20 protein-coding genes are annotated in these 26437 nt (G+C 72.2%); 12 read left to right on the top strand and 8 right to left on the bottom strand.

Annotation, left to right across the window (positions count from 1 at the left end):
• The first annotated feature begins 91 nt into the window (after positions 1 to 91).
• Positions 92 to 2482 carry a hypothetical protein gene (locus OHU35_RS03925; RefSeq protein WP_405504648.1) on the top strand — a complete coding sequence of 797 codons (2391 nt, stop codon included), beginning with the start codon at positions 92 to 94 and terminating at the stop codon, positions 2480 to 2482.
• Here OHU35_RS03925 and OHU35_RS03920 read toward each other — a convergent pair.
• From OHU35_RS03920 to OHU35_RS03905, 4 genes are all read right to left on the bottom strand, one after another.
• Positions 2452 to 4887, bottom strand: a complete 2436-nt coding sequence (locus OHU35_RS03920) for a right-handed parallel beta-helix repeat-containing protein (protein ID WP_405504647.1) — start codon at positions 4885 to 4887, stop codon at positions 2452 to 2454. The two genes, OHU35_RS03925 and OHU35_RS03920, sit on opposite strands and share 31 nt — an antisense overlap.
• A 231-nt stretch (positions 4888 to 5118) precedes the next feature.
• Positions 5119 to 5724, bottom strand: coding sequence for a hypothetical protein (locus OHU35_RS03915; RefSeq protein WP_405504645.1), 606 nt, complete (start codon positions 5722 to 5724; stop codon positions 5119 to 5121).
• A gap of 107 nt (positions 5725 to 5831) precedes the next feature.
• Positions 5832 to 6725, bottom strand: a complete 894-nt coding sequence (locus tag OHU35_RS03910) for an MOSC domain-containing protein (protein ID WP_189730605.1) — start codon at positions 6723 to 6725, stop codon at positions 5832 to 5834.
• Positions 6726 to 6767: 42 nt separating this feature from the next.
• On the bottom strand, positions 6768 to 7199 hold the full coding sequence (locus OHU35_RS03905) for a DUF6643 family protein (RefSeq protein WP_189730607.1): 432 nt from the start codon (positions 7197 to 7199) through the stop codon (positions 6768 to 6770).
• Between the two features lie 296 nt (positions 7200 to 7495).
• Here OHU35_RS03905 and OHU35_RS03900 point away from each other — a divergent pair, with 296 nt between their 5' ends.
• Complete coding sequence (locus OHU35_RS03900; RefSeq protein ID WP_189730609.1) at positions 7496 to 8788, top strand: TerD family protein; 1293 nt, start codon at positions 7496 to 7498, stop codon at positions 8786 to 8788.
• 22 nt (positions 8789 to 8810) lie between these two features.
• Here the strand turns inward: OHU35_RS03900 and OHU35_RS03895 are convergent, their stop codons facing one another.
• Positions 8811 to 10004 (bottom strand): glycosyltransferase, encoded by a 1194-nt coding sequence (locus tag OHU35_RS03895; RefSeq protein WP_405504642.1) that lies wholly within the window; start codon positions 10002 to 10004, stop codon positions 8811 to 8813.
• Positions 10005 to 10043: 39 nt separating this feature from the next.
• Here OHU35_RS03895 and OHU35_RS03890 point away from each other — a divergent pair, with 39 nt between their 5' ends.
• Together OHU35_RS03890 and OHU35_RS03885 are read left to right on the top strand one after the other, a co-directional pair.
• Positions 10044 to 10829, top strand: coding sequence for a glutamate racemase (locus tag OHU35_RS03890; protein WP_405504640.1), 786 nt, complete (start codon positions 10044 to 10046; stop codon positions 10827 to 10829).
• 115 nt (positions 10830 to 10944) lie between these two features.
• The gene (locus OHU35_RS03885) at positions 10945 to 11496 is read left to right on the top strand and encodes a hypothetical protein (RefSeq protein ID WP_189730615.1); all 552 of its coding nucleotides are present in this window, start codon (positions 10945 to 10947) and stop codon (positions 11494 to 11496) included.
• 23 nt (positions 11497 to 11519) lie between these two features.
• On the opposite strand, the gene OHU35_RS03880 is transcribed toward OHU35_RS03885, so the two are convergent.
• Entirely contained in the window at positions 11520 to 12551 is a 1032-nt protein-coding gene (locus OHU35_RS03880; RefSeq protein WP_405509169.1) for an O-antigen ligase family protein, read from the bottom strand.
• 312 nt (positions 12552 to 12863) lie between these two features.
• Between OHU35_RS03880 and lnt the strand changes: the two genes are divergently transcribed.
• From lnt to OHU35_RS03860, 4 genes are all read left to right on the top strand, one after another.
• Positions 12864 to 14471, top strand: coding sequence for an apolipoprotein N-acyltransferase (lnt, locus tag OHU35_RS03875; protein ID WP_189730619.1), 1608 nt, complete (start codon positions 12864 to 12866; stop codon positions 14469 to 14471).
• A gap of 67 nt (positions 14472 to 14538) precedes the next feature.
• Positions 14539 to 15018 (top strand): NUDIX domain-containing protein, encoded by a 480-nt coding sequence (locus OHU35_RS03870; RefSeq protein ID WP_189730621.1) that lies wholly within the window; start codon positions 14539 to 14541, stop codon positions 15016 to 15018.
• Between the two features lie 54 nt (positions 15019 to 15072).
• Positions 15073 to 15873 carry a 3-hydroxybutyrate dehydrogenase gene (locus OHU35_RS03865; RefSeq protein ID WP_189730623.1) on the top strand — a complete coding sequence of 267 codons (801 nt, stop codon included), beginning with the start codon at positions 15073 to 15075 and terminating at the stop codon, positions 15871 to 15873.
• Between the two features lie 74 nt (positions 15874 to 15947).
• Complete coding sequence (locus tag OHU35_RS03860; protein WP_405504638.1) at positions 15948 to 17894, top strand: helix-turn-helix domain-containing protein; 1947 nt, start codon at positions 15948 to 15950, stop codon at positions 17892 to 17894.
• A gap of 57 nt (positions 17895 to 17951) precedes the next feature.
• Here the strand turns inward: OHU35_RS03860 and OHU35_RS03855 are convergent, their stop codons facing one another.
• Both OHU35_RS03855 and OHU35_RS03850 read right to left on the bottom strand, forming a co-directional pair.
• Entirely contained in the window at positions 17952 to 19340 is a 1389-nt protein-coding gene (locus tag OHU35_RS03855; RefSeq protein ID WP_189730628.1) for an MFS transporter, read from the bottom strand.
• Between the two features lie 183 nt (positions 19341 to 19523).
• Complete coding sequence (locus OHU35_RS03850; RefSeq protein WP_405504636.1) at positions 19524 to 22277, bottom strand: SpoIIE family protein phosphatase; 2754 nt, start codon at positions 22275 to 22277, stop codon at positions 19524 to 19526.
• Positions 22278 to 22476: 199 nt separating this feature from the next.
• Here OHU35_RS03850 and OHU35_RS03845 point away from each other — a divergent pair, with 199 nt between their 5' ends.
• The 4 genes from OHU35_RS03845 (at position 22477) to OHU35_RS03830 (ending at position 26430) form a co-directional block, all read left to right on the top strand.
• Positions 22477 to 23598, top strand: a complete 1122-nt coding sequence (locus OHU35_RS03845) for a PP2C family protein-serine/threonine phosphatase (RefSeq protein WP_405504634.1) — start codon at positions 22477 to 22479, stop codon at positions 23596 to 23598.
• Positions 23599 to 23856: 258 nt separating this feature from the next.
• Positions 23857 to 25149, top strand: a complete 1293-nt coding sequence (locus tag OHU35_RS03840; RefSeq protein ID WP_405504633.1) for an MFS transporter — start codon at positions 23857 to 23859, stop codon at positions 25147 to 25149.
• A gap of 595 nt (positions 25150 to 25744) precedes the next feature.
• A complete protein-coding gene (locus OHU35_RS03835) occupies positions 25745 to 25930 on the top strand; it encodes a hypothetical protein (protein WP_229873504.1) in 186 nt (61 codons plus the stop codon).
• Positions 25931 to 25983: 53 nt separating this feature from the next.
• Positions 25984 to 26430 carry a hypothetical protein gene (locus OHU35_RS03830; RefSeq protein ID WP_405504631.1) on the top strand — a complete coding sequence of 149 codons (447 nt, stop codon included), beginning with the start codon at positions 25984 to 25986 and terminating at the stop codon, positions 26428 to 26430.
• Positions 26431 to 26437: the final 7 nt, after the last annotated feature.

The following is a 26437-nucleotide window of genomic DNA, read 5'->3' as shown; positions in this document are numbered from 1 at the left end:
CGTGACAGGAGGTGTACGGCGCCGCAGAAGTGGAGATCCTTGTGCCCGCACGGACAGAGCCGACGGCGTGTCACGGGGGAAGTGCGAATCAGTGGAACGTGCGCAGGAACATGTCTCGACCGGGGGGCCGGACCAGCCCGCCCGGCGGCCCGGCGAGACCGGGACCGCCCTGGAACTCCTGGTCCACGGCGTGGGCGGCACCACGCCGCAGGAGATGCTCAACGATCCTCGGACGGTGCGGATCACCGGCGACAACATCGCGGCCGTCTTCCGCCGGGCCGACGACGTCGACGCGGAGACCAGCCCCGACTCCCACCGCCGCGACGGACCGGTGCCCGAGGCCTACGTCTGGTGCAACCTGACCTCCGGCAACGGCACCCGTGCCCTGTGGCTGTTGCTGCTGCCGTTCATGGTCGTCAACCTCGCCCACTGGATGCGCCCCACCGCCCGCGGCCGAAGACGCACGGTGCGCCTCTACGGCCTCCTGGTACGGCTGGCGGGACTCACCCTGACGGTGCTGCTCGTCGCGGCGGCCTGCGAGGTCGCCCTCGACCTGGCGGCATGGCAGTGCGCGGGCACCCCCGCGTGCGCCGACCGCCACTCCTGGCTGGGCTTCCTCTCGCCCGCCGTCTCGGACGGCGGCTGGTGGAGCAGCCCCGGCCGCAGGCTCGCCCTCGCCGCCTTCGTCCCCACCGCCCTGACCGCCCTGCTGTGGTACCTGTCCAAGCGCACCTGGAGCGACTACGAGTCCCAGCAGCCGATCGACCGCGCCCCCGAGCCCGACGAGTACGGCAGCCCGACCGCGCTGGGCCGGCCCGGGTTCTGGTACGGACGCCGGCTGGTGGCCCGGCTGCGCGCCGCACACACCGCCGCCGGACTGATCACCGTCGCGGCCGCGGTCGCCAGTGCCGCCGCCCGCCGCGACCGCGAGCCCGGCGGCCCCGCCCTACTGAACATCCTCGGCCTGCTCCTGGAGGCGGCCCTCGCGGCCTGCGCGGTCGCCGTGGTGTGGGTCGTGTGCCGCCGGGGCCGCAGCGAGAGGCGCCTCGACCGGGAGCTCGACGAACGCCTCGTACGACGCCTGCCGCTCGCCGCGCTCGTCCTGCTCGGCCTCGCCCTGCTGTACGCCGGGTGGGAACGCCCCGGCTGGGAGTCGGCCGGACGGCTGCCGGGCGACATGACCTTCGGCGGTATCGCCCTGGTGCAGGGGCTGCTCGTGATCGTCCTCGCCGTCGTCGCTCACACCCTGCACCGCACCGACCCCGACCGGCGGGCCGTGCTGCGCGGCCTGGGCGGACCGGCCGTCGCGATGCTGGCCTGCGCCCTGGGCGGGGTGATGTCGGGCGGCGTGTCCCAGCGCGTGTCCGACTGGCTGGACGGCACCGGCACGTCGATCGACGGCCCACCGGTCCTGCTGACCTGGCAGGCGTCCGTCATCCCGCCCCTGCTCGTGGTGCTCCTGGTGCTCTTCGGCTGGCTGGGCCGGCGCGCCTGGCAGCTCGCCCGCGCCGAGCGCGAGGCCGTGGCACGCGACTACCCGGACGAGGCCCAGGACCGCGCCCGGACCCGCCGCATCGCCTACACCCGCGCGATGGCGGCGCTCACCGACCGGGGCCCCCGCATCGTCGCCGTCACCTCCGGTGTCACCCTGCTGCTCGGCGCCGGAGCACTGGTGGGCGCCCTGACCACCGACGAGACACCCGGGGAGGCCGCGCAGGGCACCTACCCCGTCGTCCACGGCGCAGCGGAGACCGCCCAGGCCCTCGGCTCCTGGCTGATCGGCCTCGGCTTCATTCTCTTCGTCACCTGGGGCCGACGCGCCTACAAGGACGCGGCGGCCCGCCGCACCATCGGCATCCTCTGGGACGTCGGCACCTTCTGGCCGCGCGCCGCCCACCCCTTCGCCCCGCCCTGCTACGCCGAACGCGCCGTGCCCGACCTGACCTGGCGGATGGCGACCTGGACCCGGACCACCGGCGGACGGCTGGTCATCTCCGGGCACTCGCAGGGCAGCGTGCTCGCCGCCGCGGCGGCCTGGCAACTCGCCCCGTCCGCCCGCAAACGGGTCGCGCTGCTGACCTACGGCTCCCCACTGGAACGCCTCTACGGCCGCTGGTTCCCCGCACACTTCGGCCCGGCCGCGCTCAGCTCACTGCACCGGGAGGTCGACTGCTGGCGCAACCTCTACCGGCTCACCGACCCCATCGGCGGCCCGATGCGCCTGCCCGGCGACGGCGGCCACCACGTCGACCACGGCCCTCTGAAGGACCCACTCGCCTACGGCCGCACGGATCCGCTGCCGCTGCCCGCGCCGATCCTCGGCCACTCCGACTACCAGGCCGACCCGGCGTTCGCCGAGGAACGCCGCAAGCTGCTGGCCCGGCTGCGTCCGGGCCTGCCGGCACCCCGGCACCCCGGCGAGCCGCCCTGCCCGGGCCCGGAGGAGGATCCTCAGAGCAACTCGGGCAGGTCCTCGGCGTAGAGCAGCGTCAGGTCGTCCGTGCTCGGCTCCGCGACCTGGGCGACCCGGCTCGCGTGCCGCTCCACCATCGCGTCGAACGTCTGCCGCGCGGTACGGCCGTTGCCGAACGCCGGGCCCTTGGGGAGCTCCGTGAAGTACTTCCCCAGGGCCTCGGCCGCGCCCTGCGCCAGCCGGTACTCGTGCTCCTCGGCCTGCTGCTCCACGATCCGCAGCAGGTCCTCGGGGCCGTAGTCGCTGAAGGTGATGGTCCGTGAGAAGCGGGACGCCACACCCGGGTTGACCGACAGGAAGCGCTCCATCTCGGCCGTGTAGCCCGCGACGATCACCACGACCGCGTCCCGGTGGTCCTCCATCAGCTTCACCAGCGTGTCGATGGCCTCCTTGCCGAAGTCGCGGCCCGCGTCCTCGGGGGACAGCGCGTACGCCTCGTCGATGAACAGCACGCCGCCGCGCGCCTTCTCGAAGGCCTCCTGGGTGCGGATCGCGGTCGAGCCGATGTGCTCGCCCACCAGGTCGACCCGGGACACCTCGACCAGGTGGCCCTTCTCCAGCACACCGAGGGAGGCGAGGATCTCGCCGTACAGCCGCGCGACCGTCGTCTTGCCGGTGCCGGGGGAGCCGGTGAAGACCAGGTGCCGCTTGACCGACGCCGCCTTCAGGCCCGCCTGCTGCCGGCGCCGGCCGACCTCGATCATGTCGGTGAGGGCACGCACCTCGCGCTTGACGCTCTCCAGGCCCACCAGCGCGTCCAGTTCACCGAGGACCGCCTTGGAGGTGCGGGACGGCTGTTCGGGCTCCACGGCCGGGGCCGGGGGCGCCGGTTCGGCGCGCTGCTCCGGGAGGGCGCCCAGCAGACCGGGGGAGTGGTTCACGGTCTGCACGGCCGTCTCCCGCGCCGCGGGCGCCCTGAGCCCCGCGCTCTCGTCGCTGGTGCAGTCCTCCACCACGGGGCCCGTTCCGGACGCCGCGTCCGCGCCGCTGTCCGCGAACTCGTAGCCGCCGCGCGCGCACCGCTCCGTGCGGCACTTCCTGAGTGTCGTGCGGCTGCCGTCGATCACATGGAAGCCGTAGCCGCCGCTGCCCGTCACCCGGCAGTTCTGGAAGCTGCCGCGGCCACCGGCCGAGACATAGACCCCGGCCTCCGCCGGGGAGTCGATCGTGCAGCGCTCCACGGTGGGGTCGGCGCCCTTGGTGACGATGACGCCGGTCTGGGTGCCGTCCAGCGTGCAGTTGCTGAGGGTGCCGCCGCTGCCGTGGTCGCGGAACCAGGCGCCCGTCGCCGCGTCCCGGATCCGGCAGTCGTCGAGCTGGGCGGTCGCGCCGTCGCTCACCGACACGGCCGTGTTGCGCACCTGCGACAGGTCGCTGTCGACGACGTCCGCGCGCGAGCCGCGGTCGAGGACGAACAGCGCGTCCGGCACGTCGTGCACCCGGCACGAGTCGAGCACCGCCGTGGCCCCGTCGCTCACCCACACCGCCGGGTAGTCGCCCGTGCTGTCGAAGATCTCGCACTGGTTGGCGTCCACGCGCGTGCCCGGGTCCCACACCGACAGGCCGTTGCGCCCGAACTGCCGCACCGTGGTGCGCGTCAGGGTGAGGACCGAACGCGAGCGCAGATCGACCGCGTTCTCCGGGATGTCGTGGATACGGCAGTCGGCGAGCGTCAGCACGGCGTCCGTGTCCAGCGTGACACCGTCGGCCGTCGTCCGGTGCACATCGCAGTCCGTGAGGTGCGCGGTGGCCCGGCCGGTGATCTGCACCCCGCTGCCCCGGACTTCGTAGATCTCGCAGCCCACCGCCTCCAGCGCCGAGTTCTCCCCGGTCGCCGACAGGCCCGAGCCCGAGGTGTGGTGCACCCGGCAGCGCTCCAGACGGGGGTGGGCGCCACCGCGCACCGCCACGCCCGACTGGCCGGCCGCGACGACCTCGCACTCCTCGAACACCCCGCCCGCGCCGTCGAGTACGGCGATGCCGACGCCCGCCGGATTGTCGACCGCGCAGCGCCGGACCGTGGGCCGGGCGCTGCCGCGCACCTCGATCCCCGCCGCCGAGCGCGTGACGACCCGCACGTCCCGCAGCTCCGGCGTGCCCTCCTCCACCAGGACGGCCGGGGCGGCCGAGTCCTGGCCCTCCACATGCAGGTCCTGCACCACCGCCGAGGCGCGCACGGTCAGCGGCACCCCGTCCACGGGCGCGATCCGCACCGAGCCGGGGGAGCCCTCGGGGCCTCGCAGGGTCACCGCGCGCTGCACGACGAGGTTCTCCCGGTAGGTGCCGGGGGCGACGGTGAGGACGTCTCCGTCGGCCGCGGCCTCCAGGGCAGCGGCGAGCGATGCGTACTCACCCGTGCGGCGGCGCCACCGCGATGTACCGGTGTGCGTCACCTGGACCGTGCCCTGTGCCATGGTGTAGCTGTGCCCCCACCTCGGTCGTACTGATGGCTCGTTCGCCCTCGGGGCGCTTCAGCCCGTGTCGTGAGTCGCGGCCGTGCTCGGCCTCTCGGGCCTGCGCGCGCACGCGGCAGCGACACCGGCGCGCCCCTCCTGCTCGCTCGCGCGCGGGTTGTGCCGATCGTCTCGGCCGGACCACCGTAGCGTGCGCGCGGGTGGTGGGTTGACCAGAGTCGGAAGGCCGTCTCAGCTGCCGGTGCCCGTCCTGCCCCAGTCCGGGCCCGCCTTGTCCCATGCCTGGTCCCAACGGGCGTACCTGCGGCGGACCATGCGCCAGACGATCAGCCGCCTGCCGCCCTCGACGAGGCCGCCGGCCGCCAGGGCCGCGCCTATGCCGCCGAGGACCGCGTGTGTCGACGCCGTCGCGGAGTCGAGCGGGCGGGCCACCATCCGGCCGTGCCGGTCGGTCCAGATCCGGAACTCGTCGCCCTGCTGCGGGTCCTTGAGGCCCGCCAGGACCGGGCCCTGGTGCGCGGTGCCGTCCGGGGCGGTCCAGTCGGCGAGGACGCGGTTGCGCAGATCCCTGCCCGTCGAGGTCTCCGGGTCGGCGTCGAGCGGGGAGCGGTCCAGCTTGCGGACCACCGTGGCCGTCACCGGATACCGTGCCTCGTGCTGCGTCCGGACGGACTGCTGCAGCGTGTCCTGGGCGGCGCCTCCGACGAGGAATCCGGCCAGCGGGGCGACCAGGAGGATCAGCAGCAGGGCGGCCAGCGCCGCCCAGGCCTCGGCCAGATCGGTCGCGCGGCACAGCGGATTGCGCCGCCAGCGCCAGAGACCCCTGATCGCTCGCACCGACTGCACCCCCTTCCCGCTCCGTGATAACCCCCCGCGGAGCCCTCCACGCCCTGACCCGTCGAAGAGAGAGCCAAATCACCTCTCACGGGTCTCTCATGAACTTCTCACACAGGGCCAACGCCCGGGCCCGCGACGCGGTTCCCGCCCCGGTCGGAGACCTCCTGCCCGCGCTGCTCGAGGATCCTGACCGGGTCCCCGACCCGGATCGTGCCCCGGGACAGGGGCACCAGATTCTGTCCGAAGACCAGCTTGCCGCCGAGCCGCCGGTGCCGCCCCAGGCTGTACAGGGGCTCGCGGCCGCGCTCACCCGTGCCCTGGTCGGTGGTGGTCACCACGCACCGGCCGCAGGGCTTCGCGACCCGGAAGGGCACCTCCCCGATGGCGATGCGCGACCACGCGTCCTCGGCCCAGGCCGCCGTGCCCGCCACGACCACGTTCGGCCGGAAACGGTTCATGGGCAGCGGGCCCTCGTCCGCGTGGTCGCCTTGCGCGATCAGGGTGTTGAGAGCGTCGAGCGAGGCCGTCGTCGTGAGCAGCAGCGGGAAGCCGTCGGCGAAGGAGACGGTCTCGCCGGGCCGCCCGTACTCCGGGTCGACGGGACGGCGCGTGGCCGGATCGGGCATGTACACGAGACGCGCACCGATGCCGAGATAGGCGGTGCACCAGGCGTGCGCGGCCTCGTCCTCCGCCGGGACCGCCTCGACCTTGTCGCGGAAGATCTGCACCGGCACCGTGCCGAGGGGCCGGGGAACGGGCACCGTCAGCGGCTCCATGCCGGGCGCGGACAGCCGGACGCCGCCGTCCGGCAGAAGCTCTGCGGCGGCGGACACGAGGCGCGGCTGCCGGCGTTGCGTGACGACCTTTCCCCCGTCGTCGATCAGCACCCAGCGCCGGTCTCCGGCCAGCCCCCAGGGCTCCACGACGGCCTTCCGGGGCGCCAGGCCCCGGACCGCCTTGACCGGATGGACGTGAAGCGAGTGCAGATGCGCGTTCCCCATGGGGTCATCGTGCCAGCCGGCACCGACAACCCCCGGGAGCGCTCAGTAACCGCGGTACTGCTGGTTGTTGTACGGGTCCTGATAGGGAGCCGGTGCGGGCCGGGGAGCCGCGGGGCGCATGGCCTCGTAGCCCCCGCCGGGCGCCGCCGGGCGCGGCTGCTGGGGCTGGGGGCCGGGATAGCCGCGCGGTGCGGAGGCCTGCTGCGGGATGTACGCCGCGGGCGCCTGCTGGAGCGGGGCGGGCTGCTGTGCCTGCGGATAGCCGTAGGCGGGCTGGGACGGGGCTGCCGGCAGAGCGGGCAGCGCCGACGGGAGGGCGGGCAGGTTGCTGCCGGGCATGTCGTATTGCGCGGGGACCCGGATCGGGGCGATCTGCGGGGTGCCCCGCTCGGCGACGAGCCTGTCGTAGATCGGGGTGTCCGGGAAGGAGGCGGAGTAGTAGCCGCCGCCATAGGTGGAGCGGGGGGAGGTCATGCCACATAAGTTAAGCCAATGATGTGCTGGTTGGGGAGACCGATAAGAGGGTTGTTTTCCGCGTCGCCAGTGACCTGGGATCCCCAATGCGAGCGAACTCGCCAAAAAAGGGCACCGAACAGGGTTCTGATCCTGTAAAGGCCGAGTTCCGGGCGGGTTACCAGGGGTTGGCCGCCGGTCTCCCGGTGGCGGCGCATGGGAGTTCGCGGCGGGGAGGAATAGGTTGTGCGAACGGAACTCGACGGACGGCCGGGATGTGCCTGGCGCGGTGATACGCGATGGGGGCGGACATGCAAATGCTGAAAGGTTCAAACACTCCTGTGCCTACCGCGGCACTGCGGGTGGAATTGGGCTGGCGGACCGGACCCGGCGTGCCCGACGCGGACGCCTCCGCTTTGCTGCTGGTAAGCGGGAAGGTGCGTTCCGACGCGGACTTCGTCTTTTACAACCAGCCCGCGCACTCCTCCGGCGCGATCCGTCACGAGGGCAAGCGGAACGCCGACGGCCGGGTGACCGACGCGCTCCTCGTCGACCTCACGCGCGTGGAGCCCTCGATCGAGACGGTCGTCCTCGCCGCCTCCGCCGACGGCGGCACCTTCGGGCAGGTCCCGGACCTGTACATCGAGGTCCAGGATGCCGCCCGGAGCGCTCCGATGGCCCGCTTCGACAACCCGGGCGCCACGACTGAAACCGCTTTCGTGCTGGGCGAGTTCTACCGCCGCCAGGGCGCCTGGAAGTTCCGCGCCGTCGGCCAGGGCTACAGCAGCGGGCTCGAAGGGCTGGCCACCGACTACGGCATCACGGTGGACGAACCGCAGCAGATGGCTCCGGCCGCGGCACCGCCCATGGCCACCCCACCGCCCGCCGCGCCCCCGGCGCCCACGCCCCCGCCGATGACGCGGCCGGCGGCCCCGCCCCCGCCCGCAGCGCCCCCGGCGACACCGGCGCCGGTCCGCCTGACCAAGGTGACGCTCACCAAGGCCGCCCCCTCCGTCTCGCTCACCAAGCAGGGCGGCACCTCCGGCGCCCTCCACGTGAACCTCAACTGGGAGGTGCGCAAGCAGTTCTCGGGGTGGAGCAGCAAGTTCGGCCGCCCGGCCGCGATGCACTCCGACCTCGACCTCGACCTGTGCGCGCTGTTCGAACTCACCGACGGCAGCAAGGGCGTCGTACAAGCCCTCGGCAACACCTTCGGAGCGCTGCACCAGCCCCCGTACATCCACCTCGACGGCGACGACCGCACCGGCGCCGTGGCGGCCGGTGAGAACCTCACCGTCAATCTCGACCACAAGAACGCCTTCCGGCGCATCCTCGTCTTCGTCACCATCTACGAAGGCGCCCGCTCCTTCGCCGACCTGAACGCCACCGTCACGCTCCAGCCGCAGTACGGCGCCCCGATCGAGTTCTCCCTCGACGAGTGCACGGTCCCCTCGTCCGTGTGCGCGCTCGCGCTGATCACCAGCACCGGAGGCGATCTGGTCGTCCAGCGGGAGGCGCGCTACCTGGTGCCCGAGCGCGGGGTCAGCCCGCAGCGCACGGTCGACCACGCCTACGGGTGGGGCATGAACTGGACCCCCGGCAGGAAGTGACCCCCCTTCCCACCGGCGGCCGTCAGCCCTCGTCGGGCACGGCCTTGGGACGGGCGTAGGTGCGGCCCTTCCAGGCCGCACCGCGTCCCCGGTAGTGCTGCACCGCCGAATCGACCGTCATGAGGAGATAGAGGAACGCGGTGAACGGCAGCAGGGGAGCGAGCCACAGCGGCTGCCGGTAGTAGCGGAGCATCGGGACGTACGTCCCGGTCATCACGAGCCACGCCAGTCCGCCGGTGATCGCCGCCGCCGCGCTCCCCGCCGCCAGACCGACCACGACCGCCACCGGCGGCACCAGGTACACCAGCGCCAGCCCCGCGACCGTCCCGGCCAGCAGCAGGGGGTTGTGCCGCAGTTGGGCGTACGCGCTGCGCGACACCATCCGCCACAGGTCGTGCAGCCGTGGATACGGCCGCACGCTGTCCACCCGGTCGGCGAGCCCCAGCCAGACGCGCCCGCCACCCCGCTTGACGGCCCGTGCGAGGGCCACGTCGTCGATGACCGCGTGCCGGAACGCGTCCGGGATCCGCACCCGCTCGGCGGTCTCCGCCCGCACCAGGACGCAACCACCGGCCGCGGCGGCCGTCCGTGTCCCCACCCCGCCGATCCGGCGGAAGGGGTAGAGCTGCGCGAAGAAGTAGACGAAGGCCGGCACGACGAGCCGTTCCCAGGCGCTCTCCACCCGCAGCCGGGCCATCTGCGAGACCACGTCGAACCCTCCGGCACGGGCCGCCGCCACCAGCTCCCGCAGGCTGTCCGGCGCGTGCGCGATGTCGGCGTCCGTCAGGAGCAGATACTCGGGATCACGCGCGCGTGCCAGGCCGATGCCGTGGCGCACCGCCCACAGCTTTCCGGCCCAGCCCGCGGGCGGCTCGCCCGGCGAGCCCACGGTCAGCGGCAGCCCGCCGTGCCGGCGCGCCAGTTCCCGCGCGAGATCACCCGTGCCGTCCGAACTGCCGTCGTCGACGAAGAAGACCTCCGCCCGCCCCGGATAGTCCTGCAGGAGCAGAGAGGGCAGCGCGGCGGGCAGCATCGCCGCCTCGTCGCGGGCCGGGACGACGACGCACACCGACGGCCACGCGTCCGGGTCCCGGCGCGGCGGCAGTCGCACATCCGTGCGCCAGAAGAAGCCCTGACAGAGCAGCAGCCACAGCCAGGCGAGAAGTGATCCAGCGGCAGTCCACACAACGGCGCTCACGCGCGCAGTCTGCACCACCGGACCTTGCCGAGAAGGCTCATCGTCTATCGTGATCGGGTGAAGATCGCGCTCATGGACTCCGGAATCGGTCTGCTGGCGGCCACCGCCGCGATGCGGCGGCTGCGCCCCGACGCCGATCTCGTGCTCTCCCTCGACCCCGACGGCATGCCGTGGGGACCGAGGACCCCGGAGGACCTGACCGAGCGGGCCCTGGCCGTCGCCGAGGCGGCCGCCGCGCGCCGCCCCGACGCCCTGATCGTCGGCTGCAACACCGCGACCGTGCACGCGCTCACCGCCCTGCGCGCCCGCCTCGAACCGGAGCTCCCGGTCGTCGGCACCGTCCCGGCGATCAAGCCCGCCGCGGCCGGCGGCGGGCCCCTCGCCATCTGGGCCACCCCGGCCACCACCGGCAGCCCGTACCAGCAGAACCTGATCCGGGACTTCGCCGGCGGAGTGCCCGTCGCCGAGGTGCCCTGCTGGGGCCTCGCCGAGGCCGTGGAACACGCGGACCAGGCGGCGATCGACGCCGCCGTGTCCGCGGCCGCCGCGCTGACCCCCGACGAGGTGACGACCGTCGTCCTGGGCTGCACCCACTACGAACTGGTCGCCGAGCGCATCCGGGCCGCCGTCCAGCGCCCCGGCCGCCCGCCGCTCGTGCTGCACGGCTCCGCGGGCGCCGTCGCCGCCCAGGCCCTGCGCCGGCTCGGCGAGCAGCCCGCACCGGGAGCCGCGCCCCACGGCACCCTGACCGTGCTGCTGAGCGGGCGCGAGGGCACGCTGCCCTCCCCGGCCCTGGCGTACGACGAAGGGCGGATACTCCAGGCGGTCACGCCCGCCTGCTGACCGGCACCGGCCACCGACCGCCGTCGCCCGTGCCGCAGGGGCCCGCCGCCCGGTCGGCGCAGTCACGCTCCGCCACGAGGTACCGGCGGAGCGAAACCTGAGTAACCTCATATGCATGAGGGACCACCCCCACGGCGAGAACGCCCCCCACTCGCACCCCGATGTCTGGACCGGTCGTGCCACCAACCGGGTCCAGTGGCTGCTGGCGCTCGTCGGCGCCGCCTGCATGGCGCTGGGCATCGAGCTGGCCGTCGACTCGGCGTGGACGTCCGGCGCCCCGCTCGTCATGGCCGTCGTCGGGTGCATCGCCGCCGGGCTGCTGGTCCTCTTCGGAACCCTCGCCTTCGTGCACGTCGCGCTCCGGGTCGACGACGAGCACCTCGAGGTGCGCTGCGGCCACATCGGCCTGCCCCGCCGCCGTATCCCGCTGTCCCATGTGGCGGGCGCCACGTACATCGCGCATGTCACCCCCCGGCACTGGGGCGGCTGGGGCTACCGATGGCGGCCCGAGAAGGGCACCGCGGTGGTCGTACGACGGGGTGAGGGCGTCGCACTGGAGATGTGGGACGGACACACCTTCACGGTCACCGTCGACGACGCGGAGGCGGCCGTCCAGGTGATCAAGGCCCGGCTGCGGCCCACGAAGCCGGGCGCTCCCGCGCACTGAGGGCTGATCACCGGGGCGGCCTGTCACCAGGCAGGGGCGCGTCCGGCGCCGCGCGGGTGTGTGTCCGGGGCACGGGTCGACGATTCATCCGCCCAGGGGCGTGCCGTGGCCGTGCCCGCCAGCAGTCCCGCACCCACCGACACCGCGGTGAAGCTCAGCGCGTTGCCGATCGCCGCGATGGCGGCCAGCGCCGTCAGGGTCGCGCCCGCCGTGAGCGCCACCGGAGTCGGGCGCGGGCCGCGCCACAGGGCGTACAGCACCCAGCCGAACGCCGCCGCCATCAGGGCCACGCCGACGATGCCCTGCTCGGCCGCCTGCTGCAGGGGCGCCGAGTGGGGCTTGCCGTCGGACAGCAGTGACTGGGCGGACGTCGTGCTCAGCTCCCCGAAGCGGCCCGGGCCGACTCCCAGGGCGGCGTTCTCGCGCAGCAGGTGCCACGCGTCCTCCCAGAGCTGTACGCGGTGCGGCGTCAGCCGCCCTTCCAGGGCGGCCACGAGCCCGCCCGGTACGGCCCGCGCGGCGACCGCCCAGGCCAGGCAGGTCACCACGGCGGCGGCCGCGGCCAGTACGGCAAGTCCGGCGCCGCGGTGACGGGTGCGGCCGGCGGCGAGCGAGCACAGCAGCACCGCGACACAGGTGACGCAGCCCGTGGTCGAGCCGAGCACGGCCGCCAGCACCGCGGTCCCGGCGGCCAGCAGGCGCAGGGCGATCCGGGCGGCCGGAGCCGTGGCGGCCCAGGCCGCACAGCACGCGGCACCGGCCGACAGCGTCAGCACGGCCGCTGTGGCCCCCGCGTGTCCCAGGGGCGCGGTGATCTGCGGGCCCGGAGCAAGGTGCGGAACGGCCACGGTCAGTGCGACACCCGCCAGCGCCCCGGCGCAGGGCGCGCCGACCGGCAGCAGCGCCCCGCCGATCCGCCCAGCGGCGTACCCGGCCGCCACGGCCAGCACCGCGAGGAGCACGCCCTCGGGCCGGCCCTCGTGCACCGCGGCCGTGATCAGGGACCAGCCGGCGCAAGCCCCCAGCACCACGACGCCCGCCGCATCGGAAACGATTCTTCTCTCGCCGTCCGCGTCCAGCCCGGACGCGGACGTCAGCCCACGTGAACCCACCCCGCCCCGCCCCCCGCACCACGTCGCCCCCGACCTGTGAAGACCCCGGCCGCACGGGCCGCCACGGGCCGCACGACTGAGGCTTCGGCACACCGTAGCCGCTGGTGGACGGTTTGTGGATGTGTCGTGACGAAATGAGCAGGAACGATGCTGCGGATGCGGGGCGACGCCGCGCGTGGTCGCGCGCACGGCGTGGTGCCGCCGCGTCGTGGACCGCGCTGTCGGCCTCAAGGTCACTCGCCTTAGACTCCGGGAGTGACCGTCACCGCAACCTCCGTCGGCGAGTCGGACCAGTTGGAGCCGCGGAACGCGCCCGGGGCGCGGACCTGGGCCCGGCGTCTCGTTCCGCCCGCCGCAGCCGCGCTCTCCGGACTGCTCCTCTACGTCAGCTTCCCGCCCCGCACCCTCTGGTGGCTGGCCCTGCCGGCCTTCGCCGTCTTCGGCTGGGTGCTGCGCGGCCGGAGCTGGAAGGCGGGGCTGGGCCTCGGCTACCTCTTCGGCCTCGGCTTTCTGCTGCCGCTGCTGGTGTGGACCGGAGTGGAGGTCGGGCCGGGCCCCTGGCTCGCCCTGGTCGTCATCGAGGCGATCTTCGTCGCACTGGTCGGCGCGGGCGTCGCGGCGGTGTCGAAGCTGCCCGGCTGGCCGGTGTGGGCAGCGGCTGTGTGGATCGCCGGAGAGGCGGCACGCGCGCGCGTGCCGTTCGAGGGCTTCCCCTGGGGGAAGGTCGCGTTCGGGCAGGCCGACGGGGTGTTCCTGCCGCTCGCGGCGGTGGGCGGTACGCCGGTGCTCGGCTTCGCCGTGGTCCTGTGCGGCTTCGGGCTGTACGAGGCCGTGCGTCTCGGTCTGGAGAGGCGGGCCACCGGAGTCGTGCGGCACATGGCGGCAGCGGTTGCCGTGTTGAGCCTGGGCGTCCCGGTCCTGGCGGCCGTGGCGGCCCGGCCGCTGGTCAGCGACAAGGCCGAGGACGGCAGCGTGACCGTCGCCGCGATCCAGGGCAACGTGCCCCGCGCGGGCCTCGACTTCAACTCCCAGCGGCGGGCCGTGCTCGACTACCACGCGCGCGAGACGGAACGCCTGGCCGCGGAGGTCAAGGCCGGCAAGGTCGACCAGCCCGACTTCGTGCTGTGGCCGGAGAACTCCTCCGACATCGACCCCTTCGCCAACCCCGACGCCCGTGCCGTGATCGACAAGGCGGCCAAGGCCATCGGCGTGCCCATCTCGGTCGGCGGCGTCGTGGAGCGCGACGGCAAGCTGTACAACGAGCAGATCCTGTGGGACCCGGCGAAGGGCCCCGTCGACACCTACGACAAGCGTCAGATCCAGCCGTTCGGCGAGTATCTGCCGCTGCGCTCGTTCATCGGCGCGATCAACAAGAACTGGACGGCGATGGTCCGCCAGGACTTCAGCCGGGGCACCGAGCCGGGCGTGTTCACCATGGACGGCGCCAAGGTCGGCCTCGTCACCTGCTATGAGGCCGCCTTCGACTGGACCGTGCGTTCCGAGGTCACCGACGGCGCCCAGATGATCTCCGTGCCGAGCAACAACGCCACCTTCGACCGCAGCGAGATGACCTACCAGCAGCTCGCCATGTCCCGGGTCCGCGCGGTCGAGCACAGCAGGACCGTGACGGTGCCGGTGACCAGCGGCGTCAGCGCGATGATCATGCCGGACGGGAAGATCACGCAGAAGACCGGCATGTTCGTCGCCGACTCGCTGGTGCAGAAGGTGCCGCTGCGGTCCTCGCAGACCCCCGCCACGCGGCTCGGTGTCCTGCCGGAGATCGCCCTCGTGCTGGTCGCGGCCGGCGGACTGGGCTGGGCCGTCGGCGCCGGTCTGCGCGGACGACGCGCCGGTGACGTGTAGACGTACGCCCGTCGCACGCTGCCTGAATCGCGCGGGACACCGCGACCGGCCGATTAGGGTCGTCGCCATGGCTACTCCTGACTTCATCCGGACCCTCCGCGCATCGGCCGGCCATCAGCTGCTCTGGCTCCCCGGAGTCACCGCCATCGTCTTCGACGACGAGGGCAGAGTGCTGCTCAACCGCCGGTCCGACACCGGCAAGTGGTCCGTGATCGGCGGCATCCCCGACCCGGGGGAGGAGCCGGCGGCCTGCGCCGTGCGGGAGGTCCATGAGGAGACGGCCGTGCACTGCGTCGCCGAACGGGTCGTCCTCGTCCAGGCGCTCCACCCCGTCACGTACGAGAACGGCGACACCTGCCAGTACATGGACATCACCCTCCGCTGCCGGGCTGTCGGCGGCGAGGCACGGGTCAACGACGACGAGTCGCTGGACGTGGGCTGGTTCGACATCGACGCCCTGCCCGAGCTGAACGAGTTCGGCCTGCTCCGGATCAAGCAGGCTGTGTCGGACGCCCCCACATGGTTCGACCCCACTGCCCCCAGCTGAACTATGGGGCGTGACCACATGGGGCCGGGCAGGGGCGCTTCCTAAGGTCGACGCATGACCGCGCCCCGTGTCTCCCCGGCTCCCCACGCCTCCTCGCTCGACCTCGGCGGCCGTACCGCGCTCGTCACCGGCGCCGCCGGCGGCATCGGCCGCGCCTGCGCGCTGCGGCTCGCGGCCGCCGGGGCCAAGGTGAGAGCCGTCGACCGGGACGCCGCCGGCCTGGAGACGCTCGCCGAACAGGGCCATGACCTCACGGGCACCGTGGAACCGCACGTCCTCGACCTCACCGACCTCGACGCCGCCGAGATCGCCGCCGCCGGCACCGACGTCCTCGTCAACAACGCCGGGCTCCAGCTGGTGCGCCCCATCGAGGAGTTCCCGCCCGACGCCTTCCACCTGGTGCTCACCGTGATGCTGGAGGCACCGTTTCGGCTCATCCGCGGTGCCCTGCCCCACATGTACGGACAGGGGTGGGGCCGCATCGTGAATGTGTCGTCCGTCCACGGGCTGCGCGCCTCGGCCTACAAGTCGGCCTATGTGGCTGCCAAACACGGCCTGGAGGGGCTCTCCAAGACCGCCGCTCTCGAAGGCGCACCCCACGGTGTCACCTCGAACTGTGTGAACCCCGCCTATGTGCGCACCCCACTGGTCGAGAAGCAGCTAGCCGACCAGGCGCAGGCGCACGGCGTCCCGGAGGAACGCGTCCTGTCCGAGGTGCTGCTGCAGGACAGCGCCGTCAAGCGGCTCATCGAACCGGAGGAGGTCGCCGAGGCCGTGGCGTATCTGTGCGGTCCGCAGGCGTCCTTCGTGACCGGAACCTCTCTCGTGCTCGACGGCGGCTGGACCGCCCATTGACTCCCGGGCCTCGCCGGTCCGCGAGTTGTCCACAGGGCTGACGGGACGGCCCGGTCATGGTGAATCCTGTGAGCATGTCCAGCGATCACGTGCAGTCAGCCGAGCGCTCCGCCGGCGCCGCCGAAGCGCCGCCGGCCGACGCCGAGGCGCCGTTCCTCGAGCTGCTGGCCCGGGGCGCCTCCGCCGACGCCTACGAGCAGCCGGTGCTGCTCGCGCGCGCCGAAGGACGGTCCGCGGAGTGGATCGCCGCGCTCCAGCGTGCCAAGCCGCTCGCCCTGCGCGTGCGCTCGGAGCTCGAGGGACGGCGCCGGCGCGAGGCCGAGCTGTCCGCCCTGTTCGAGACCGCCCACGACCTCGCCGGGCTGCGCGACCTCGACGCCGTACTCCAGGCGATCGTGCAACGGGCCCGGTCGCTGCTGGGCACGGACGTCGCCTACCTCAGCCTGAACGACCCGGCGAGAGGCGACACCCACATGCGGGTCACCGAGGGATCGGTCGCGGCCCGGTTCCAGCAGCTGCGGCTCGGCATGGGGGAGGGACTCGGCGGCCTGGTCGCGCAGACCGCCCGCCCCTACGTCACCGACGACTACTTCAAGGACGACCGCTTCCAGCACACCTGCACCATCGACGCGGGCGTGCGGGACGAGGGGCTCGTGGCCATCCTCGGCGTGCCGCTGATGCTCGGGCACCACGTCATCGGCGTGCTGTTCGCCGCGGACCGCCGTGCCCGGGTCTTCGAGCGCGAGCAGATCGCCCTGCTCGGATCCTTCGCCGCCCTCGCCGCGGCCGCCATCGACACCGCCAACCTGCTCGCCGAGACCCGGTCGGCCCTCGCCGACCTGGAGCTGGCCAACGAGATCATCCGGGACCGCAGCGGCGTCATCGAGCGGGCCTCCGACGTGCACGACCGGCTCGCCGAACTGGTTCTGCGCGGCGGCGGGGTGCACGACGTGGCCGCCGCGGTCTCCGAGGTCCTCGACGGCACGGTCGTCTTCGCCGAGGCCGCCGCCACACCGGCCGAGGCCCTGGAATCGTCCCGCGCGGACGGGCACGCCGTGCGGTTCGAGGACGACTGGATCGCCGCCGTCGCCGCCGGCGGGGAACTGCTCGGCGCCCTCGTGCTGCGGGGCCAACCGGGGCTCGACCCCGTCGACCAGCGCACCCTGGAGCGTGCCGCCATGGTCACCTCCCTGCTGCTCCTCGCCCGCCGGTCCGCCGCCGAGGCCGAACAGCGCGTACGCGGAGAACTGCTGGACGACCTGCTGGACGCCCGCGACCGCGACCCGCGCCTGCTGCGGGAGCGCGCGGCCCGCCTGCACGCCGACCTCGACGCCGTCCACGTGGTGCTGGCCGCGCGTCTCGAAGGCGGCGCGGCCGACGCCGACCAGGAGGCGGACGCCCGCAGGCGCCTGGCGGCCGCGGCGTCCCACCTCGCCGCGACCCGGCACGGCCTGGCCGCCGCACGCGACGGCGGCACCGTCCTGCTGCTGCCCCTGAGGCCCGGCGACAGCGCCACCGACCTGGCCCGCCGTGCCGCCCGGCATCTGGGCACAGCGGTCCACACGCCGGTCACCGTCGGTGCCTCCGCACCCGCCGAGGGCCTGGCCACCCGCACCGAGGCCGTGGCCACGGCCTACGCGGAGGCCCGGCGCTGCCTCGACGCCCTGCGGCTCCTCGGCCGCTCCGGGGACGGGGCCGCCGCCGAGGACTTCGGCTTTCTGGGGCTGCTCCTGGCCGGCGACCGGGACATACCCGGCTTCGTCGACCGCACCATCGGCCAGGTCGTCGCGTACGACCGACGACGCGGCACCGAACTGCTGCGTACCCTCGACGCGTACTTCGCCTGCGGCATGAGCCCCGCCCGCACCAAGGACGAGCTGCACGTCCATGTGAACACGGTCGCCCAGCGCCTGGAGCGGGTCGGCCGCCTCCTTGGCGACGACTGGCAGACCCCGGCCCGCGCCCTGGAGATCCAGCTCGCCCTGCGACTGCACCGGTTGTCGGAGCCGGGACAGCACTGACCCCCGTACGTGGCCGGCACGCACGTACGGGGGCTGGGCCGGCAGGATCCTGGAGGGTCAGATGGTCCGGGCGTCCGCCGCCGGGGCGGCCGTCGTCCGGTCCGCGTCGGCGGGAGGGGCGACGTCCGCCAGGTCCCGGTGGCGGGTCTCCTTGGCCGCCGCCACCGCGACGACCGTGAGCACGGCGGCGGCGATGACGTACAGGGCGATCGGCGTGGAGCTGCCGTAGTCCGCCAGCAGCGCGGTCGCGATCAGCGGCGCGGGCGCGCCCGCCGCGACCGAGGCGAACTGCGCGCCGATGGACGCTCCGGAATAGCGCATGCGCGTCGCGAACATCTCGGAGAAGAACGCGGCCTGGGGGGCGTACATCGCCCCGTGCAGCACCAGCCCGACGGTGACGGCGAGGATCAGGTTGCCGAAGCCGCCGGTGTCGATCAGCGAGAAGAACGGGAACATCCACAGCCCGACACCCACGGCACCCACCATATAGACGGGACGGCGACCGATCCGGTCGGAGAGCGCGCCCCACGCCGGGATGACGGCGAAGTGCACGGCCGAGGCGATCAACACGGCGTTGAGCGCGGTCTGCTTGGAGACACCGGCCGAGGTGGTGGCGTAGACGAGGATGAACGCGGTGATCACGTAGTAGCTGATGTTCTCCGCCATGCGCGCGCCCATCGCGATCAGCACGTCACGCCAGTGGTGCCGCAGCACGGCGACGAGCGGCAGCTTCTCCGCCTCCGCCGCCCGGTCCGCCTTGCGGGCCTCGGCCTGCGCCAACGCCTGCTTGAAGACCGGCGATTCATCGACAGACAGACGAATCCACAAACCGACGATCACCAGTACCCCGGAGAGCAGGAACGGGATCCGCCAGCCCCAGCTGCCGAACGCGGCGTCCGACAGGACGGCCGTCAGCAGGGACAGCACACCGGTCGCGAGCAACTGCCCCGCCGGCGCGCCGGTCTGCGGCCACGACGCCCAGAACCCGCGCCGCCGCGCGTCCCCGTGCTCCGACACCAGCAGCACGGCACCGCCCCACTCACCGCCGAGTGCGAACCCCTGGACCAGCCGGAGCACGGTGAGCAGGACCGGCGCGGCCGTCCCTATGGTGGCGTGCGTCGGCAGCAGCCCGATCGCGAAGGTCGCCCCGCCCATCATCAGCAGACTCAGCACCAGCAGCTTCTTGCGCCCGATCCGGTCGCCGTAGTGCCCGAACACCAGCGCGCCGATGGGCCGGGCGGCGAATCCGACCGCGTACGTCAGGAACGACAGCAGCGTGCCGACGAGCGGGTCGGAGTCCGGGAAGAACAACTTGTTGAACACGAGCGCGGCGGCGGAGCCGTAGAGGAAGAAGTCGTACCACTCGATGGTGGTGCCGATCAGGCTGGCCGTGACGATGCGTTTGAGGCTGGCGGGGGGTGGGGGAGCGGTCACGGGGGAGGACATCGGCACCACTTCCAGGCGGTTGGCGGGGACGGTTGTGTGTCGCCATACCGTAGGAATCCGCAGGTCAGTGGCGTATGTGGTGGGACACCATAGTTCTGGGGGCAGGAGTGCGTGGAGGCACCATGACGGTGCCGGCGGAGCGAGTGTGAGGGGCCTCAGTGATGTGGCTCCTTGCCGCCGCCTTCACGTCAGGGTTTTCGGGCCGGCTGCCTCTTCTTCCGGGGGCGTGTCCGCGTCGGCCGGTGGCGGGGCGGGCGGCCGGCTGACCTCGGGCAGGGTCTGTTCGGCCCAGATCACCTTGCCCTGCGGGGTGTACCGGGTGCCCCAGCGCTCAGCCATCTGCGACACCAGGAACAGGCCACGGCCTCCCTCGTCCATCGTCGCGGCGTACCGCAGATGCGGTGAGGTGCTGCTGCCGTCGGCCACCTCGCAGATCAGCGTACGGTCGCGGATCAGCCGCACATGGATCGGTCCGGCGCTGTAGCGGATGGCATTGGTGATGAGCTCGCTCAGGATGAGCTCCATGGTGAAGCCGAACTCTGACAGGCCCCATGCTTCGAGCTGTCGGGACACGGCGTCGCGCATACCCGAGACGGCCGCCGGGTCCGCAGGCACATCCCAGTCGGCGATGCGGTCGCGCGGCAGTACCCGAGTGCGGGCGACGAGCAGGGCGACGTCGTCCTTGGGACGATCGGGGAGCAGGCTGTCCAGCACGTCCTGGCAGGTCTCCTCGGGCGGCCGGCCGGAGTGGCCCGTCAGCGCATCGCGCAGCAGTTCCATCCCCACGTCCAGGTCGCGCCTGCGGTCCTCGATGAGGCCGTCGGTGTACAGGACGAGCTGGGTTCCCTCCGCGAGGCACAGCTCCGCGGTCTGGAACGGCATGCCCCCGAGGCCCAGGGGCGGACCGGCCGGCACGTCCGGGAAGGTGACCGTTCCGTCAGGCTGGACCAGCGCGGGCGCCAGATGCCCCGCACGCGCCATGACGTAGTGGCGGGTCACGGGGTCGTAGATCCCGTACAGGCAGGTGGCGCCCACGACGCCCGCCGCACTCTCCGCCGTCTCGTTCTGGTCGATGCGCCCGACCAGGTCGTCCAGATGGCTCAGCAGCTCGTCGGGTGGCAGATCGAGGGCGGAGAAGTTGTGCACCGCGGTCCGCAGCCGTCCCATCGTGGCGGCTGCGTGCAGGCCGTGGCCGACCACATCGCCGACGGCCAGTGCCACCCGGCTCCCCGGCAGCGGAATCACGTCGAACCAGTCTCCGCCCACGCCCGACTGGGCGGGGAGGTAGCGGTAGGCGATGTCGAGGGCGTTCTGCTCGGGCATGGCCTGTGGCAGCAGGCTGCGCTGGAGGGTGACTGCCAGAGCGTGCTCGCGGGTGTAGCGGCGGGCGTTGTCGATGCTTATCGCGGCACGGGCCACCAGTTCCTCCGCCAGCGACAGATCCTCCTCGTCGAATCGCTCGTGCTGGTGCGCGCGCCAGAAGTTGGCCATGCCCAGCACGACGCCACGGGCCTGGATGGGGGCGCTGATGAGGGAATGGATGCCGTGGTCGATGATCGCCTTGGCGCGCTCGGGGTCCTGCACCCGCCAGCCGGTGGCGGTCGGCAGATCGCTCACCAACTGGGACCGGCCGCTGCCGTAGCCGCGCGCCTGGGGCGTGGAGGGAAGGTAGTCGAAGAGCCGGCCCTGTTCGGAGAGCGGATGGTCGTCCTGAATGCCGCTCACGGCCGCGCGTCGCATGTCCGTCGCCGTGGGGGCCGGCTCCTCGCCGTGCAGGACGGCGTCGGCCAGGTCCACGGTGACGAAGTCCGCGAAGCGCGGAATCGGGACCCGCGCCAACTCGTCGGCGGTGCGCAGCACGTCCAGGGTGGTGCCGATGCGGAGCCCGGCGTCGTACAGCAGTCTGAGCCGCTCCCGTGCCACCTCCGCCCTGCCGGTCACCGCCTGCAGCTCGGTGGAGTCGCGCAGTGTCACCACCGTTCCCTCGAGGCCTCCCTCGAAATCCGTGGGCCGTTGGTTGACCGCGAGCAACCGCTCGCCCGCGAGGTGTACCTCGTCGGTGGCCTCGCGCCCGGAGGTGAGCAGCGCCTTCATCTCCGGATCGAGGCCCGGCAGCCTCGAGACGAGCTGCCCCTCGACGTCCGCGGGCAGCTCCAGCAGCCGTCTGGCCTCGTCGTTCGCCAGCATCAGCCGCCCGTCGGCGGCCACGATCAGCACCCCTTCCCGAACGGAGTGGAGCACTGTGTCGTGGTGCTCGTACATCAGGGTCATCTCGTCCGGGGCCAGGCTGTGAGTCTGACGTCGCAGCCGCTTGCCCACCAGCGCCGTCACACCGGTGGACAACACGAGCGCTCCGGCCCCGGCACCCAGGATGATCGGTAGTTGCCGGGACAACTGACTTTCGACGTTCTCGACCTTCATCCCGGCCGAGACGAGTGCCACCACCTGGCTGCCGGCGTTCTCGATCGGGACCGTGGCCTGCACCTCGCGACCGAGCGGGCCGTCGACGCTCTCCACGTAGGCCTTCCCCGCCAGCGGCGGCCCGATCTCGCCCACGAACCGCTTTCCGATCCGGTCCGGCAAGGGGTGCGTGTACCGGATGCCCTCGGTGTCCATGACCACGATGAAGTCGACGCCGGCGGCCCGGCGTGCCGCCTCGGTGAGCGGCTGGAGAATCTTGCTCGGATCCGGAGTCTGCAATGCCGCCAGGACGCCTGGTGAGTGCGCGAAGGTCTGTGCCACGGCCGTGGAGCGTCGCCTGGCCTCGGCGCTGTTGTCCCGCTCCGACTGCAGGATGAGAGCGATGACGCCGCAGGCTACGAGCAGCACTACCAGAGCCACCTGGAAAACCAGTACCTGCCCGGCTACGCTCCGCGTGCCCTTGCCGAGGAGGCGCTTGACTGATAGGTGTCGAAAACGGGCGAAAGGATTCGCCATGCGACCTTTTTAGCATCGGTGATCCAAAGTGGCCAGGGCTCGTCCGAACCGTGCCCGGCCGACCTCGGGTGCCCGGGCAGCGTGCGCTGCATGACTTCGGCTCCTCCGGGCGTGGCCGTCCGTCGCGCATGCGCACGGGTGGCGCATGATCCTTTCGCGGCAGATGCCTGATTAGGCCGATATGATGCATTTTGTGATCATGTCTGCACGGCTGTGGCGCCATCGCCCCGCCTACAGCGGCCGATGGGAAGCAGCCCGGCTGTCACCCCTCATCCTGACCACCCTCATCGCCGGCCTTGCGTTCTCCACGCCCAGGGAGATCGCCTTCAGCCGCATTCTGCCCGCCGCGCCCGCCCTCGCCGCCGCCATGTGGCCCGTGCTCCCCACGATCCTGTTGGGGGCGTTCTGCCTGCTGCTCATGATCGTCCTCAGCTTCTTCCACACCGATCTGGGGACGCAGTACACGGCGGCCGCGATCGTCGCGGTCACTTTGGCGGCCGCGTACGGAAGTCATGTCCGACTTCAGCGTGAGGAAATGCTCTTCCAGATCCGGCTCGTCGCCGACGCGGCGCAGAAGGTGCTGCTGCGCCCGCTGCCACGCCGCATCGAGGACGTCGAGATCGAGTCGCTGTACCTGGCGGCCCAAGAGCAGGCCCGGATCGGCGGCGACTTCTATGAGGCGATCGGCACACCGCACGGAGTCCGGCTGCTCATAGGCGACGTACGGGGCAAGGGCCTGTCCGCAGTGGGGGCGGCCTCGGCGGTGATCAGTTGCTTCAGGGAGGCCGCCTACGACGAGCCCGACCTGCAGGGCGTCATCCACCGACTGGAGACCGCCGTCACGCGCCACAGCGCTGCGTTTCCCGCCCAGGACCAGCCCGAGCACTTTGCCACCGCACTCCTCGCCGAGATCCCCCACGACGGCGGCTACGTACGACTTCTCAACTGCGGGCATCCCCCGCCGCTGATCGCGCATCGCGGAGAGGTCCGGGTCCTGGTCCCGACCATCGCCTCCCCGCCTCTCAACCTCGCGGCGCTCATCGGTGACCGCTACTGGATCGACGTCGTCCCCTTCACCCCGGGGGACCAGTTGCTGCTCTACACGGACGGCGTATCGGAGGCCCGGGACCACGCGGGCGAGTTCTTCCCACTGTCGGACTGGATGCGGCGGCAGGGCCTGGAGCAGCCCCGCGAGCTGCTCGACCAGCTGCACCGGGCTCTGCTTCAGCACAGCGGTGGAAGGCTCGACGACGACATCGCGGCCCTCGCACTGAGGTCCTCCGACGCGCAGGATCGCGGAGCTGCCGGAGTCGAGGGCTGAGGCTTCGTGTCCGCACGCCGGAAAATGAGTCGGGACGGTTGTGTGTCGCCAAACCGGCGGAGTGGCGCCACCGGGAGATGCGCTGGGTGCCCGGAGGCGAGATCGGCCACGTCCCGCGTGTACATCTCTGGTGAACTGTTGCAGCGAAGGTTGAGCGATTCTCATCGAAGTCTGAGTCGTGGTCGCGCCTCGGAGCGGCATGATCGCTCTGCGAAAACCACTTGAGGCTTCCGGCGTGCGCTGGCACGGTGGCCGCTTGTGCCTGCAACAGACGCGTCAGAGGGCCGAGATCGTGAACGGCCTGGAAGGGACGCACTACCGGTATCTCGTACCGACCCCGCGCCCGGGCAGCCGCTCCGCTCAAGCGCCTTCCGGTGGTTTCTGGGCGGCCAGTCGATCTCTCTGCTTGGCAGTGCCATGTCGCCTGTGGCTCTGGCCTTTGGCGTCCTGGAAGTCACCGACAGTGCGGCCTGGCTGTCCGCGGTCACCACGGCGGCCCTGGTCCCCATGCTCGCGACGCTCCTGCTCGGCGGCGGTATCGCCGACCGTTACCGGCGCGACACCGTCCTCCGCCTCACCAGCCTGGGCGCCGGCCTCACCCAGGCCGGCGTCGCGCTTCTCCTCCTGGCTCACCAGCACCCGGCGTTCCTGCTGCCGCTGTCGGGCCTCAACGGCGTCTTCCAGGGACTGACCAGGCCCGCGCTGCGCGGCATCGTCGCGAATCTGACGGCGGGACGCGGCATCCAGCGGGCCAGCTCCCTGCTGGCGTCCGTCCGGAACGCCACGCAGATCCTCGGTCCGACGGTAGCTGGCCTGTTGACCGCTTCCGTGGGCGGAGGCTGGGCGATTGCCGCGGACGCGGTCTCTTTCCTCCTGGCGGCCGCGTGCTTCGCCCGGATGTCGTTGCCGGACCTGCTGCCGCGTACCGAAGGCGGCCCGACGATGCTCGGCGAACTGCGGGAGGGCTGGAGCTACTTCAGCTCACAGTCGTGGATCTGGGCGGTGACGTCGGCGTTCGCTGTCTTCAACGCCCTCAACAGGGGCGTCTGGCAGATCCTGGGCCCGGTGATTGCCCACGACACGATCGGTGCTGAGGGCTGGGGACTGGTGCTGAGCGCCCGCGGTGCCGGGGCGCTGATGGCCAGCGTGGTGATGGTGAAGCTGACGGTGCGGCGGCCGATGGGGCCGGCGCTGGCCTCGATGTCGCTGGGCGCGCTGCCGCTGATCCTGCTCGGCGTTGGCGCGAGCATCCTTTGGTTGGCAGCGGCGGCCTTCGTGGCGGGAATGGTCGCCGAGTTCTTCACCGTCGTGTGGGAAACCGTCAACAACACCCACATCCCGGAACGGCTGCTTTCCCGGGTCGGCGCCCACGACGAGTTCTGGTCCTCCGTGCCCATCCCTATCGGTCAGCTGTCCACTCCCTTCCTCGCCGCGTTCTTCGGAACGGCGGCGGTCGCCGTCACCGGCGGCGGGGTGGCCGCGGTGGCGATGCTGGTGCCGTTGCTGGTTCCGTCGCTTCGGAAGATCGAGATCAACCGGAACGGCGATTAGACGCCAGCGGTGGAAGGGCGGCGGCTCAGTAAGGTTGAGCATTCCCACCCAGGTTTTGAGTGGGCAGGCCGGCTGTCAAGGTTGAGTTCTCTGCCGTTGCTCGACCCGGCGTTGTTCGTAGGCCGCCCGGCGGCAGTGGGTCGAGCACCATTTTGATGGACGTCCGTTGGAAGCCGCGGGAAGTGGAGCACCGCAGATCCCGCAGTCTTGTCGGCGGAACCCTCTGAAGAAGGCGTTCCGGCACATGCTTGAGCACCATCGAAGGTCGTGGTGCTGGGCGGCCAGAGTTCGGGTGCCCGCCTGGGATCGCGTCGCAGGTGGGCTGCCGCTCGGCAGCGTTGGGAACACCAGCGAGCCGAACGCCCGGTCACCTGGGCTGTGATCTGGGAGACGATCAGATGTCCGTCGCATCCGATGCAGCGGCCCCTGCCGAGAATCCGTCGGAGCAAAGAGGCGTCGCGACCAGAGAATGCTGCCAGTCGCTCCAGGCTGAGTCGGCCTGTGTGACGTGGAGGTGGCCTCAGGTGCATGCGCAGATCGGCGCGCCTGGGCGGACGGGCTGCACCATGTGGTCGACGCCCGGACGGGCTTGCCCGTGCGGGGAGTCGTCGCCACCTGGGTCGTCGCCGACGAGGCCGCGGTCGCCGATGGCCTCGCGACCGCGCTCTTCTTCACAGAGGGGCGCCGGCTCGCGCGGGAATTCGACTTCGCGTACGTGCGGATGCACGCGGACGGACATGCCGAGGTGTCGCGGAACTTCCCCGGTGAGGTCTTCACCTGAGGACACGTCAGAGAAGCGCCGGCACGCCCACAGTTGAGAGAGACCAACGCGCCATGTCAGCCCTGAACAAGAAGATCGCGACCGCCACGATGCTCGGCGTTTCCGCCTCAGCGGCCGTCGCCGGATGCTCCGCCGCCGACGAGCAGGAGGAAACGAGCCGACAGCGGACCTCGGTCGCGCCGTCCGTATCGCCAACCGGCCGCAACTCCGTTCACGCCGAAGGCACTTACCGTGCGACAGGCTGGTACGGCGGCCTGCCCTCCAGCATCGACGTGACGCTCACCCTCGACGACGAGGTCATCACCGACGTCGAGGTCACCCCGAACGCGACGGTCCCGACCTCGCTCGACTACCAGGAACGCTTCGCCGCAGCGATCCCGGACGTCGTCGTCGGCCGGAACGTCGACGAGGTGCGCGTCTCCCGCTTGGCGGGCTCCAGCGGCACGCCCGACGGGTTCAACGACGCCCTCGACCGGATCAAGGCCGAGGCGGCACGCTGACGCCCGA

It is taken from the genome of Streptomyces purpurascens (assembly GCF_045040895.1).
GTDB classification, from domain to species: Bacteria; Actinomycetota; Actinomycetes; order Streptomycetales; family Streptomycetaceae; genus Streptomyces; species Streptomyces purpurascens.
This window is presented reverse-complemented; position numbering and strand designations above follow the sequence as displayed.

Excerpts from the sequence above, each read along its gene's own strand:
- OHU35_RS03920 (WP_405504647.1), bottom strand. The coding sequence starts at position 4,887 with ATGGCACAGGGCACGGTCCAGGTGACGCACACCGGTACATCGCGGTGG.
- OHU35_RS03910 (WP_189730605.1), bottom strand. The coding sequence starts at position 6,725 with ATGGGGAACGCGCATCTGCACTCGCTTCACGTCCATCCGGTCAAGGCG.
- OHU35_RS03905 (WP_189730607.1), bottom strand. The coding sequence starts at position 7,199 with ATGACCTCCCCCCGCTCCACCTATGGCGGCGGCTACTACTCCGCCTCC.
- OHU35_RS03900 (WP_189730609.1), top strand. The coding sequence starts at position 7,496 with ATGCTGAAAGGTTCAAACACTCCTGTGCCTACCGCGGCACTGCGGGTG.
- OHU35_RS03885 (WP_189730615.1), top strand. The coding sequence starts at position 10,945 with ATGAGGGACCACCCCCACGGCGAGAACGCCCCCCACTCGCACCCCGAT.
- OHU35_RS03870 (WP_189730621.1), top strand. The coding sequence starts at position 14,539 with ATGGCTACTCCTGACTTCATCCGGACCCTCCGCGCATCGGCCGGCCAT.
- OHU35_RS03865 (WP_189730623.1), top strand. The coding sequence starts at position 15,073 with ATGACCGCGCCCCGTGTCTCCCCGGCTCCCCACGCCTCCTCGCTCGAC.
- OHU35_RS03860 (WP_405504638.1), top strand. The coding sequence starts at position 15,948 with ATGTCCAGCGATCACGTGCAGTCAGCCGAGCGCTCCGCCGGCGCCGCC.
- OHU35_RS03855 (WP_189730628.1), bottom strand. The coding sequence starts at position 19,340 with ATGTCCTCCCCCGTGACCGCTCCCCCACCCCCCGCCAGCCTCAAACGC.
- OHU35_RS03850 (WP_405504636.1), bottom strand. The coding sequence starts at position 22,277 with ATGGCGAATCCTTTCGCCCGTTTTCGACACCTATCAGTCAAGCGCCTC.
- OHU35_RS03845 (WP_405504634.1), top strand. The coding sequence starts at position 22,477 with ATGTCTGCACGGCTGTGGCGCCATCGCCCCGCCTACAGCGGCCGATGG.
- OHU35_RS03830 (WP_405504631.1), top strand. The coding sequence starts at position 25,984 with ATGTCAGCCCTGAACAAGAAGATCGCGACCGCCACGATGCTCGGCGTT.